Origin of the sequence: Aeromicrobium sp., from assembly GCF_014378035.1 — a bacterium.
Classification (GTDB): domain Bacteria; phylum Actinomycetota; class Actinomycetes; order Propionibacteriales; family Nocardioidaceae; genus Aeromicrobium.
Genome location: NZ_JACMOM010000195.1, coordinates 48,769 through 60,323 on the forward strand (window position 1 = coordinate 48,769; position 11,555 = coordinate 60,323).

The window sequence follows — 11,555 nt, forward strand, 5'->3', positions numbered from 1 at the left end:
GCCCTACTTGAGGGTCTGCTTGCCGCCGTGAAGCACCGTGATGAGCTGGGCGATCTTGCCATCGGTCTTGGCATCGCGGCTGAAGGACGTCAGCATCATGAGCGGCTTGAACTTCTGCCGGGTGATGGCGTGAGCGTAGGTGAACTCGCGCAGGCCGTCGGGGCCGTGGATGCGACCGAAGCCCGACTGACCCACCCCTCCGAAGGGGAGACCGGGCACCGCCGCGAAGGCGATGATGGAGTTGACCGACGTCATGCCCGAACGGATGCGGCGGGCGATGTCCATGCCGTTCTTCTTGGAGAACACGGCACCGGCCAGGCCGTACTGCGTCGCGTTGGTGAGCTCGACGGCCTCGTCCATGCTCTTCACGGGATTGATCGCGAGGGTCGGGCCGAAGGTCTCTTCGGTGATCTCGGTGGAGTCCTCGGGCACGTGGGTGAGGATCGTCGGCTGCACGAAACGTTCGCCCACGGCGTCCGGCCCGCCCATGACGACCCTGGCACCCTTGGCGACTGCGTCGTCGAGGTGGCTCTTGATGATCTTGAGCTGCGACGGCATCGTGATCGGACCGATCTTGGCGCCCGGGTCGGACCCCGCACGCAGGTCCTTGGCCTGCTCGGTGATCTCCTTCATGAACGAGTCGAAGACCTTCTCGTGCACGTAGACGCGCTCGGTGCCGATGCAGGTCTGGCCCGCGTTCGACATGCCGCCCCACAGCGCGGCTTCGGCGGCCTTCGCCAGATCTGCGTCCTCGTCAACGATCAGCGAGTCCTTGCCGCCGGCCTCGATGATGACGGGGGTGAGGTTCTGGGCGCAGGCTGCCATGACCTTCTTGCCGGTGGCGCCCGAACCCGTGAAGGCGAGCTTGTCGACGTCGGCGACGCACAACGCGTTGCCGGTGTCGCCGAGACCGGTCACGACCTGCAGCACGGCGCGGCCGTGGACGACCTCGGAGAACGTGTCGGCGAGCCACTGGCCGACGCCAGGTGTGTACTCGCTGGGCTTGAAGACGACGGTGTTGCCGGCGGCGAGGGCGTAGGCGATCGAGCCCATGGGGGTGAAGACGGGGTAGTTCCAGGGACCGATGACCCCGACGACACCGAGAGCGTGGTACTCGACGGTGGCAGCCTGGTTGGCCATCAGCAGGCCCGATCCGACCTTCTGCGGGCCGAGAACCTTCTTGGCGTGCTTGGCGGCCCACGCGATGTGGTCGATCGCCAGGATGATCTCGATCTGCGCGTCGCTGTGAGGCTTGCCGGTCTCGCGGTGCGAGACCTCGGCGAGCTGGGCGATGCGACGCGTGATGACGCTGCGCCAGGTCAGGAGGTGCTCGGCGCGCTCGGCGAACGTCAGCGCACCCCACCACGATGCGGCAGCGCGGGCGCGGGCGACGGCGGCATCGACGGCCGCCTTGTCGGCGATCGGGTAGACCCCGACGACGTCACCGTTGGACGGGTTGAGCGATTCGAAGGTCTTGGTGGGTGCGTCGTGGGCCGTCGTCGGCTCGAGGGTGGCGGTCATCGTGACTCCTTGATGAGGTCGGCGCACTTCTCGCCGATCATGATGGTGGGGGCGTTGGTGTTGCCGCGGGGCACCCGGGGCATGACGGAGGCGCCGGCAACCCGCAGGCCCTCGACTCCGTTGACCTTGAGGTCCGCGTCGACGACGCTGCCCTCGACCGAACCCATCGCGCACGTGCCCACCGGGTGGTAGAGCGTCTGCGCGAGGGTGCGGATGGCGTCATGGATCTCGTCGTCGGTGGGGTCCTTCGAAGCCGGGATCCACGGCTCGGCCAGGAATCCTGCCATCGGCTGGTGTCCGATGATGTCGATGATGCGGCGGTACCCGGCGACCATGGCGTCGAGATCGGCCTGGTCGTCGAAATAAGCGGGATCGATGTCGGGGTGCCAGGTCGGATCAGCGGAGCGCAGCTTGATCTGCCCCTTGCTCTCGACCCGCACGAGGGTCGCGGCGATCGTGACCGCCTTGCGCACAGGCTCGTGGATGCCATTTTCGTAGAAGCCCGTGGGGGCGACGTGGACCTGCAGGTCGGGCGCCTCGAGCCCGTCGCGGGAAGAGAAGAACGCCCCTGATTCGCCGACGTTCGACGTCAGCGGCCCGCGACCAGCGGCTTTCCACTTGACCAGGTTGCCCAGGCCGAGGAACTCGGCGAGGTCGGTGGTGTTCTTGGTGTAGTAGAGGACGCCGGAAGCCGGGTGGTCCTGGAGGTTCTGGCCCACCCCTGAGGAATCGACCTTGACGTCGACGCCCATCTCGCGCAGGTGCGCACCCGGACCGACGCCTGACAGCATCAGCGTCTGCGGGCTGTTGATGGCTCCGCCGGACAGCACGATCTCGGCATTCGCCCGAACCGTGACCGTCTCGCCACCGGACTCGTACGTCACGCCCGTCGCCCGGTTGCCGTCGATCTCGATCTTCGTCACGAATGCGTTCATGCGCAGCGTCAGGTTGCTGCGACCCAGGGCCGGACGGATGTAGGCGTCGGCGACCGACCAGCGACGACCCTTCTTGCAGGTCACCTGGTAGAGCCCGGCACCCTCTTGCGACTCGCCGTTGAAGTCGTCGGTGCGCTTCATGCCCGACGCGACGGCGGAGTCGACCCACGCCTGGCTGAGCTCGTGGGTGTAGCGGCGATCCTCGACGTTGAGGGGCCCGTCGTTGCCGTGGAACTCGTCGTGGATGCGCTGGTTGCCCTCGGCCTTCTTGAAGTAGGGCAGGACGTCTTCGTAGCCCCAGCCGGCAGCACCGTAGGCATCGCGCCACTCATCGAAGTCGGCGCGGTTGCCGCGGATGTAGATCATCGCGTTCATCGAGGAGCATCCGCCGAGCCCACGCATGCGCGGCCACGTGGCGCGGCGGCTGTTGAGCTGCTTCTGCTCGGACGTCCGGTAGTTCCAGTCCCACTTGCTCCGGAAGAGCGTGGAGAAACCGGCCGGCATGTGGATCATGTCGTCATCGTCCTCGGGCCCCGCCTCCAGCAGCAGAACCGTGGTGGACGGGTCCTCCGTGAGGCGTGCGGCGATGACTCCGCCCGCACTGCCCGATCCGATGACGATGTAGTCGAAGCTTTCCTCAGCCATGTCTCCCTCTCGACCCCGTGACGTGCCTCACAACTTACTGCCGGTACAACGTTGACACAACCGGTGTCAGGGTCGCACGGCGGCCTCGACGGCGCGTCCGATGACCTCGGCGAGGGCGCGGCGGCCGGAGCGGTCCAACGGCACCTCGAGCACGCGGATGCCGGAGACGTCCTCCTCGAGCGCGGCGGCCAGCCCGTCCGGCGCGACGAGCCGGTGGGGGACGCGGTAGCCCGCACACAGCGCGCCGATGTCTGCCCCGGTCGGCGTCGCGTACACGCGCTCGAACGTCGCGGCGAACTCCGGTGCACCCTGCTCCAGGGTCGAGAAGATGCTGCCGCCGTCGTCTGAGGCCACCACGATCGTCAGGTCGGGCCGCGGCTCGTCTTTGCCGATCAGCAATCCGTTGCTGCCGTGCAGGAAGGTCAGGTCGCCGACGTAGGCGATGGCGCGGCTGGACGTGCGCGCCAGGGCTGCCCCGATGGCGCACGACAGCGTGCCGTCAATGCCGGCGAGCCCACGGTTGGCGACGACGAGACGCCGTTCGCCCACCGTGTAGGGCCGGGCCACCAGGTCGAGGTCGCGGATCGCATTGGAGGAGCCGATGAACAGCAGGCCCTCCGGAGGCACCGCGGCGTTGATCGTGCGGGCCACGTCGTAGGGAGTGGTGCCGTCGAGAACCCCGTCGATCGCCGCCGTGGCCTTGGCGTCGTCCGCGTGCCAGGCCTCGATCCACGCGGGATCATCTGCGCCGACGACCCCGACCTCGACCGCAAATCGGACGTTCGGGCCGGCCGGCACCGGGAAGGTCGCCTGCGTGCCCACGTGAACGATCTCGATGTCGGTGCGAGCGAGGAGGCGGCTGACCGGCCTGCTCAGCGTCGCGTGGCCGAAGCTCACGACGCGCTCGATCTGTGCGGCGAGCGGGGAGTGCTGGAGCAGTAGTCGGTAGGCCACGAGTGCCTCGCCGTTGCGTGAGCCCGAGCTCGGCTCGGCGAGCAGCGGCCAGCGGGCGTCGCGCGCGAGGATGCGGGCGGGCTGCTTGGCGTCATCACCGGCCACGACCACCGTTCGTGGGCCGAGGGTGAGCGGCGATGGCGTCGGTGGGCCTTCTCCCCGTTCGTACGTCGCAGGGTGCGCGGCGCCAAGGCCCGCGGGTGCCGGCTCGATCAAGGGTTCGTCGAGCTCGACGTTGAGATGGCCCGGGCGGTCCCTGTCCATCAGGCTGATGATGTCGTCGGGGTCGTCGATGAACCGGATGCCCGGAAAGATCTCACGCTGGTCGGCGGTCTGGTTGGCGCCCGTGCCACGCAGCCGCGACGGGCGGTCGGCCGTGATCGCGATCAGCGGGACGTTGGCGTGCAGAGCCTCGAGCATCGCCGGGGGCAGGTTCGCAACGGCCGTACCCGATGTCGTCACCACGGGGACGGCGAGGTGCGACGCCTTGGCCATGCCGAGAGCGAGGAATGCGGCCTCACGCTCGTCGACCCTGACGTGCAACCGCAGCAGTCCTTCCTGCTCGGCCGTCGCCAGCGCCAGGGCGAGCGGGCCGGACCGGGAGCCCGGCGAGAGCACCGCTTCGCGCACGCCGAAGTCGAGGAGGCTTCGGACGAGTCGCAGCGCTTGCGTGGTCGAGCTCATGCCAACACCGCCTGCACCTGCGCCAGCCGGGCCTGCCAGCGCGCGTCCGTCTCGGGGTCGGCGGCCACCGCGGCGAACGCGGTCTCGTCGAGTGACTGTCGCCCCACGGCGAGGAAGCCGTCGAAAGGCACGAGCGGTTGCGCCACGACATCACCGTCGAGCAGCGAGGTCGTCGCGAGTCCGCACGCGTAGGGCAGCTCGGGCAGCGCGGCGGCGAGGGCGAGCCCGGCGGCAAGCCCGATTGATGACTCGACAGCGCTGGACACGACGACGGGCAGCCCGATCTGCTCGGCGATGCGCAGGCAGGCCTGCACTCCTCCCAGTGGGGCGACCTTCAGCACTGCGATGTCGGCGGCATCGAGCTCGACGACCCTGAAGGGGTCGGCGGCGCGGCGGATCGACTCGTCGGCAGCGATGAGGACGTTGACCCGGCGGCGCACTGCCGCGAGGTCCTCGACCAAGGCACATGGCTGCTCGACGTACTCGAGGCCGTGCGCCGCCCTGTCGAGCAGGCTGATCGCCACGACCGCCTCGTCGACGGACCAGGCGCCGTTGGCGTCGACGCGCACCTTGCCGGCCGGGCCGATGGCGTCGCTCACCGCCTCGACGCGGGCGATGTCGTGGGCGAGGGTCTGGCCCCTCTCGGCCACCTTGACCTTGGCGGTGCGGCACCCGCTGCGACGGGCGATCTCCGCGGCCTGCTCGGGGGCCACAGCCGGCACGGTGCAGTTGACCGGGATCTCCCGACGCCGCGCCGGTGGCCACTCGTGCTCAGCCGCGTCGATCGCGGCCACCAGCCACGGCGCACTCTCGGTGGGGTCGTAGTCGAGGAACGGGCTGAACTCGGCCCAGCCGGCCGGGCCCCGCACGACCATCCCCTCACGCCGCGTGATGCCGCGGAACGGTGTCGGCATCGCGATGGCGTACGTACGGAACTGCACGACTGGCAACTTACCGCCACCTCCGTACCGTGGGGGGATGAGCAAGCGCCAGCGAGTAGACCAGCAGACCACAGCGATGCTTCAACGTCCGCATCGTTCCTTCTTCACGGTGGTGACGGCATGAGCCGAATCGCGATCGTCGGGGGCCACGGCAACATCGCCCGCCTCCTCATCCCGCTGCTCGCCGAAGCCGGCCACCAGCCGCTCGCCCTCGTCCGTGACCCCGGCCAGGCGCCCGAGCTCGAGAGGCTCGGGGCCGAGGTCGCGATCGTCGACATCGAGAAGGACTCCGCCGAAGCCTTCGCCGAGGCGTTCCGGGGCGCGGATGCCATCGTGTTCGCCGCCGGTGGTGGCGGCGACGGAAATATCGAACGCAAGAAGACCGTCGACCTCGGTGGGTCGCTGAAGTCCATCGAAGGAGCGACCATCGCGGGAGTCAAGCGCTTCGTCCAGATCTCGGCCATCAGCGTCGACGAACCGTTGGACGCCGATGCCGGGGAGTCATGGGTCGCGTACGTCGAGGCCAAGCGCGATGCCGACATCGCCTTGCGCGGCAGCGAACTCGACTGGACGATCATCCGTCCCGGCGGACTCACCGACGAGGCGCCGACCGGCATGGTCACGCTGGCCGAGTCAGTCGACCGGGCGCAGGTTCCCCGGGCCGATGTCGCGGCCGTCATCGCCGCAGTGCTCGCCACGCCCAGCACGATCGGCAAGCAGTGGGAGCTCATCAGCGGCGACACCCCCATCGCCGAAGCCCTCACCCACTGAGCGGTGGGTCAGCATCCGCCCCGCTGCGTCGGCGGTGGTGTGGCGCCGGTGTTCGTCGGTCCGGTGGCTCACCGCGGGGCCCGGAGAGCGTGGCGATCGAGCTTGCCCCCGGGCAGGAGCGGCAACATGTCGAGCAGAAGCACCTCACGTGGCGCCCAGCTGCGCGGCAGGCCGGCCTCCTCGACGCCGTCGCGCACCTCGTCCAGCCGCAGTCCGTCGAGGCACACGGCGTCATCAGGCACGAGGTAGGCCACGACGCGGGACCCCCACTCCTGGTCGGGCACGCCGATCGCCGCGGCATCACGCACACCAGGCAGTGATCGGAGCACAGCCGTGACCGCCGGCAGCCCGACGTTCACGCCGCCGCTGATCACCACATCATCCGCTCGCCCGGTCACCCGCAGCACGCCGTGCTCGATCTCGCCGAGGTCGGCGGTGGCGAACCAGCCGTCGCGAAGAACTGCCGTCGTGGCGTCGGCATCGGCGTAGCCGTCGAAGAGCACTGGACCTCCGAGGAGGATCTGGCCGTCATCTCCGATGCGCATCTTCACCCCGTCGAGCGGCACGCCGTCGTAGACGCAGCCACCGCAGGTCTCGCTCATGCCGTACGTCCTGACGACCGGGACCCGCGCGTCGCGGAGCGCAACAAGCAGATCGGCAGGCACCGCCGCCCCGCCGACAAGAAGCGCGTCGAGCGACCTCAGCACGTCGACATCACCGGCCTGCACCAAGCGATGCACCTGCGTCGGGACGAGGGATGCGTAACGACGCGGTCCCGGGATCACGTCGAGGGCCGCGGCGAGGGTCGGATGATCGGCGGCGAAGACCGGTTCGAGCTCGGCGAGCGCCGATCGCACGAGCACCTGCAACCCGCCGACTCCGATGACCGGCATGGCCTGCAGCCAGCCGCCCGGCCCACCGAGCCGGTCGAGGCTTGCCCGGGCGGACGCGAGCACCGCGGCATGCGACAGCACCACGTCCTTGGGCTTCCCGGTGCTGCCGGACGTCCGCACCACGATGGGCTCACGACCGTGAAGCACCCACGTCTCGACCAGCGCGAACACGTCGCGCGGGTTGCCGGCCACGGGCGAGAGCGAGGCTGTCATGTGGGCTCGCCCGGCTCCGCGGCCGAGTCGAGCGGACGCTTGAAGTAGACCCACGGGAACCACATCGAGCCGATGCGATCCCAACCCTCAGCTTCGAGCTCACGCGCTGATCGGCTGCCGATGACGGCGCGGTGGTGCTCCCACTGCACGTCCGACTTCTCGACGTCGTGGAACCGGGGCCCGTACCCGACGGAGTGCCAGCCGTGCCGGCCCCACTCGTTGAGCTGGTCGATCTCGTTGAACGCGGAGAGGCCGACGAGCTGTCGGTGCTCGGCCGTCCCGGGTATCGGTTCCGGGCGATGACCGAACCGCTGCTGGGCGGCTTGCCGGGTCATGCCGAGTGCAGACCCGATGGCTTCCCAGCTCCAGCCGGCCGCCCGGGCCGACGACACCGCGGAACGCAGCAGCGCACCAGTCTCCTCGTAGGCGCGATGTGTCAGCACCACGAGGTCGAGGTGTGCCTGCGGCTCTCTGTCGAGCCTCTTCTCCAGAGTCGGGTCGAGGCGGGCGATCGCGCGGGCGACGATGTCGGAGAACTCGGGAAGGTCGGACGGCATGCCGTCAACGCTACGTTGACATGCCAGACGATGTCAACCTGAGATTGACACACAGAGGTGGCAGACTTGCTCCTCGTGATCATGCCGACTCCCTCCCCCACCCAGCTCTGGATTGCCGGCGCCCGCCCGCGCACGCTGCCGGCCGCGGTTGCCCCGGTGCTTGCGGGCACCGGTGCCGCGGCCTTCGCCGACGCCTTCGTCTGGTGGAAGGCCCTCCTGGCCCTCGGCGTGTCGCTGGCTCTGCAGATCGGGGTCAACTACGCCAACGACTACTCCGACGGCATCAAGGGCACCGACGACGACCGGGTCGGGCCACTACGGCTCGTGGGCTCCGGCCTCGTGCCTGCCCGCTCGGTCAAGCTGGCGGCGCTGACGTTCTTCGCCATCGGTGCCGCACTCGGCCTGATCCTCGCGGCCACCTCCAGCTGGTGGCTGCTGCTGATCGGCGCTGCCGCGATCGGCGCAGCGTGGACCTACACGGGCGGGCCATCGCCCTATGGCTACCGCGCCCTCGGCGAGGTGAGCGTGTTCGTGTTCTTCGGTCTCGTCGCGGTCCTTGGCACGGCCTACGTGCAGGTGCAGGAGATCACCGCGCCGGCCGTCGCGGCCTCGATCGGCGTCGGCGCACTGGCCTGCGCGATCCTGGTGGCCAACAACCTGCGGGACATCCCGACCGACTCGGTCACCGGCAAGAAGACGCTTGCGGTCGTGCTCGGCGATGCCCGGACACGACGCTTCTTCACCCTCCTCGTCGTCGTCGCGGTGGGTGCGCTGGTGTGGGCCTCGGTATTCACCCCGTGGGCCCTGCTCGGCCTCGCCATGGCGCCGTTCGCCGTGCGCGCCCGGCAGACCGTCGCGTCCGGCGCGCGCGGCATGGACCTCATCCCGGTGCTGAAGAACATCGGCCTCGCTGAGCTGGTGTATGCCGCCGGGCTCGCGCTCGGGCTGGCGATCGGCGGTTGACGCGATGGTGCTCCTACGCGTCGCCGTGCTGTCGGACACCCACGGGCCCAGGTTCTGGAAGTCGATGCCGGCCGCCGTCGCCTCGCAGCTGGACGGCGTCGACCTGATCCTGCACGCCGGTGACGTCTGCACCGCGGAGGTGCTCGATGACATCGTCGCCTTCGCGCCCGTGCACGTCGTGCTCGGCAACAACGACGGCGCCGATGTCGCCGCGTGGGGTGCGCCGGAGACGCTCGAGCTCGACCTTGCCGGGCTCCGCACCGCGATGATCCACGACTCCGGCTCCAAGATTGGCCGTGTCCCCCGAATGCGTCGCCGATTCCCCGACGCCGAGCTGGTGGTCTTCGGCCACTCCCACATCCCGCTCGACGAGCACGACGACGGCCTGCGGATCTTCAATCCCGGGTCACCGACCGACAAGCGACGCCAGCCCTCCGGGACCGTCGGTCAGCTTGTCATCGACGACGGGGTGCTGGTGTCGGCGACCATCGTCGCTCTCAGCTGACGACCGGCAGGCTGCCGGTGCGCGCGAACTCCTCGAGCGCCGCGGCGTATGGCGCAATGTCGAGGCCCATCGCCTCGAGCCACGAGTCGTCGTAGTAGGTGTGCAGGTAACGCTCGCCCCCGTCGCACAGGAGCGTCACGAGGCTGCCCTCCTCGCCGGCCGACTGCATCTCGCCGATCAACCGCAGCGAGGCCCAGATGTTGGTGCCCGTGGAACCGCCGACGGGTCGGCCCAGGATGTGCGAGATCCACCGTGCCGCGGCGATCGACGCGGCGTCCGGCACCAGCACCATGTCGTCGATGACTCCGCCGACGAACGACCCCTCGATGCGCATGCGACCGATGCCCTCGATGCGCGACGGCTTGTCGGTCGTGACATCGGATCGGTCGGACTCCCACCCGGCGTAGAAGGCCGAGTTCTCGGGATCGGCGACCGCGACGCGGGTGTCCAGCCGGCGGTAGCGCACGTAGCGACCGATCGTCGCCGACGTACCACCGGTGCCGGCCCCCACGACGATCCACGCCGGACATGGGTGGGGCTCGAGCTGCATCTGCTCATAGATCGATTCGGCGATGTTGTTGTTGCCGCGCCAGTCGGTGGCCCGCTCGGCGTACGTGAACTGGTCCATGTAGTGGCCCCCGCACTCGTGCGCCAGGCGCTGGGCCTCCTTGTAGACCGTCCCCGGGTCGTCGACCAGGTGGCACGTGCCGCCGTAGAACTCGATCAGGGCGATCTTTTCGCAGCTCGTGGTGGAGGGCATGACCGCGACGAACGGCAGCTCGATCAGGCGGGCGAAGTAGGCCTCGCTGACCGCTGTCGAGCCGCTCGAGGCCTCGATGACCGTGGCGCCAGGGCCGATCCAGCCATTGCACAGGGCGTACAGGAACAGCGACCTCGCAAGCCGATGCTTGAGGCTGCCGGTGGGGTGCACCGACTCGTCCTTGAGGTAGAGCTCGATGCCCGGGACAGGGATCGGCACGACATGCAGGTGGGTGTCGGCGCTGCGGTTGGCGTCGGCGTCGACTCGGCGGATGGCCTCGGCGATCCACGCCCGGTCCTCAGTCGACGTCTTCGGCACGACGCGACTCCTCGATGCGGTCGGTCATGCGAGCGGCGCGCTGCTGGATGTCAGTGGCGAGCTTGTCGCGCAACCCGGCGAGGACGAAGATCGAGACGATCGACGACAGGACGAGAGAGATCAGCAGGACCCAGAGGACGGTGACCTTCGTCGTGTCGAGCCAGATCGAGGAGATCAGGGCCACCAGACCGAAGGACACCCCGAACACGGCGAAGCGTGCGAGCGTATAGGTCCAGAAAGCCTTCATGGCCGCAGCCTAATCGTTGCGTCCACGCGACACCTCAGCCGGTTGCGCATGGCCCGGTAACGTTGAGGCATGGCCAAGGCTCTCGTGATCGTCCTCGGCATCGCTCTGTTCGTCTACGCGGTGTTCGACCTGATCGCGACCCCTGCCGCACGGGTGCGGATCCTCCCCAAACCGCTCTGGTTCATCATCTTGCTGCTGGCGCCGATCGGGCCGCTCCTGTGGCTGATGTTCGGTCGAGTCAAGCCGTCAGCGCCGCCCGCTCCCCGCACCGGCGGAGGATGGACCCCGCCGCCGGGACCTTTGGGCCCCGACGATGATCCCGACTACATGAGGGGTCTCTGAACCCTCCACAGACGTGAAGGGTTGTCGTTCACGTGGAGCCGGTCCATCGTGGCGACGACGTGGCACCTCTCGGACGGGATGAAAGACGGACTACTTCGCGTACGTGTGCTGCCCGCCGAACAGGAGATTGACGCCGTAGAAGCTGAACACGAACGTGGCGAATCCGACCAGGGCGATGACCGCGGCGCGGCGCCCCTTCCAGCCGGCGGTGACGCGCGCGTGCAGGTAGATCGCGTAGACGATCCAGGTGATGAGCGCCCAGATCTCCTTGGGATCCCAGCCCCAGTAGCGGCTCCACGCGTGATA

Annotated in this window: 13 protein-coding genes; 4 read left to right on the plus strand and 9 right to left on the minus strand. The window is 68.9% G+C overall.

Annotated features, from left to right (window positions below):
* Window positions 1–3 precede the first annotated feature (3 nt).
* From H7290_RS10350 to H7290_RS10365, 4 genes are all read right to left on the minus strand, one after another.
* Window positions 4–1,521: an aldehyde dehydrogenase family protein gene (locus H7290_RS10350; RefSeq protein WP_290513934.1), complete on the minus strand. Its 1,518-nt coding sequence runs from the start codon at window positions 1,519–1,521 to the stop codon at window positions 4–6.
* Window positions 1,518–3,101 carry a GMC family oxidoreductase N-terminal domain-containing protein gene (locus H7290_RS10355; RefSeq protein ID WP_290513935.1) on the minus strand — a complete coding sequence of 528 codons (1,584 nt, stop codon included), beginning with the start codon at window positions 3,099–3,101 and terminating at the stop codon, window positions 1,518–1,520. Before H7290_RS10355 ends, H7290_RS10350 begins: the two co-directional genes overlap by 4 nt.
* A gap of 66 nt (window positions 3,102–3,167) precedes the next feature.
* Entirely contained in the window at window positions 3,168–4,739 is a 1,572-nt protein-coding gene (locus tag H7290_RS10360) for a thiamine pyrophosphate-binding protein (protein WP_290513936.1), read from the minus strand.
* Window positions 4,736–5,680 carry an o-succinylbenzoate synthase gene (locus H7290_RS10365; protein ID WP_290513937.1) on the minus strand — a complete coding sequence of 315 codons (945 nt, stop codon included), beginning with the start codon at window positions 5,678–5,680 and terminating at the stop codon, window positions 4,736–4,738. Before H7290_RS10365 ends, H7290_RS10360 begins: the two co-directional genes overlap by 4 nt.
* Window positions 5,681–5,800: 120 nt before the next feature.
* Between H7290_RS10365 and H7290_RS10370 the strand changes: the two genes are divergently transcribed.
* Window positions 5,801–6,451, plus strand: coding sequence for an SDR family oxidoreductase (locus tag H7290_RS10370; protein ID WP_290513938.1), 651 nt, complete (start codon window positions 5,801–5,803; stop codon window positions 6,449–6,451).
* 68 nt (window positions 6,452–6,519) lie between these two features.
* On the opposite strand, the gene H7290_RS10375 is transcribed toward H7290_RS10370, so the two are convergent.
* Window positions 6,520–7,557 carry an AMP-binding protein gene (locus tag H7290_RS10375; protein ID WP_290513939.1) on the minus strand — a complete coding sequence of 346 codons (1,038 nt, stop codon included), beginning with the start codon at window positions 7,555–7,557 and terminating at the stop codon, window positions 6,520–6,522.
* Window positions 7,554–8,114: a hypothetical protein gene (locus H7290_RS10380; protein ID WP_290513940.1), complete on the minus strand. Its 561-nt coding sequence runs from the start codon at window positions 8,112–8,114 to the stop codon at window positions 7,554–7,556. The genes H7290_RS10375 and H7290_RS10380 overlap by 4 nt, the downstream gene beginning before the upstream one ends.
* A gap of 81 nt (window positions 8,115–8,195) precedes the next feature.
* Here H7290_RS10380 and H7290_RS10385 point away from each other — a divergent pair, with 81 nt between their 5' ends.
* Entirely contained in the window at window positions 8,196–9,077 is an 882-nt protein-coding gene (locus H7290_RS10385) for a 1,4-dihydroxy-2-naphthoate polyprenyltransferase (RefSeq protein ID WP_290513948.1), read from the plus strand.
* A gap of 4 nt (window positions 9,078–9,081) precedes the next feature.
* Window positions 9,082–9,582 (plus strand): metallophosphoesterase family protein, encoded by a 501-nt coding sequence (locus H7290_RS10390; RefSeq protein WP_290513941.1) that lies wholly within the window; start codon window positions 9,082–9,084, stop codon window positions 9,580–9,582.
* On the opposite strand, the gene H7290_RS10395 is transcribed toward H7290_RS10390, so the two are convergent.
* Both H7290_RS10395 and H7290_RS10400 read right to left on the minus strand, forming a co-directional pair.
* On the minus strand, window positions 9,575–10,660 hold the full coding sequence (locus H7290_RS10395; RefSeq protein ID WP_290513942.1) for a PLP-dependent cysteine synthase family protein: 1,086 nt from the start codon (window positions 10,658–10,660) through the stop codon (window positions 9,575–9,577). The two genes, H7290_RS10390 and H7290_RS10395, sit on opposite strands and share 8 nt — an antisense overlap.
* Window positions 10,641–10,907, minus strand: coding sequence for a DUF4229 domain-containing protein (locus H7290_RS10400; protein WP_290513943.1), 267 nt, complete (start codon window positions 10,905–10,907; stop codon window positions 10,641–10,643). Before H7290_RS10400 ends, H7290_RS10395 begins: the two co-directional genes overlap by 20 nt.
* A 69-nt stretch (window positions 10,908–10,976) precedes the next feature.
* Here H7290_RS10400 and H7290_RS10405 point away from each other — a divergent pair, with 69 nt between their 5' ends.
* Window positions 10,977–11,249 carry a PLDc N-terminal domain-containing protein gene (locus H7290_RS10405; protein ID WP_290513944.1) on the plus strand — a complete coding sequence of 91 codons (273 nt, stop codon included), beginning with the start codon at window positions 10,977–10,979 and terminating at the stop codon, window positions 11,247–11,249.
* Window positions 11,250–11,339: 90 nt separating this feature from the next.
* Here the strand turns inward: H7290_RS10405 and ccsA are convergent.
* Window positions 11,340–11,555 (minus strand): cytochrome c biogenesis protein CcsA (gene ccsA / locus H7290_RS10410; protein WP_290513945.1); only part of this gene is annotated, 216 nt, incomplete at its 5' end.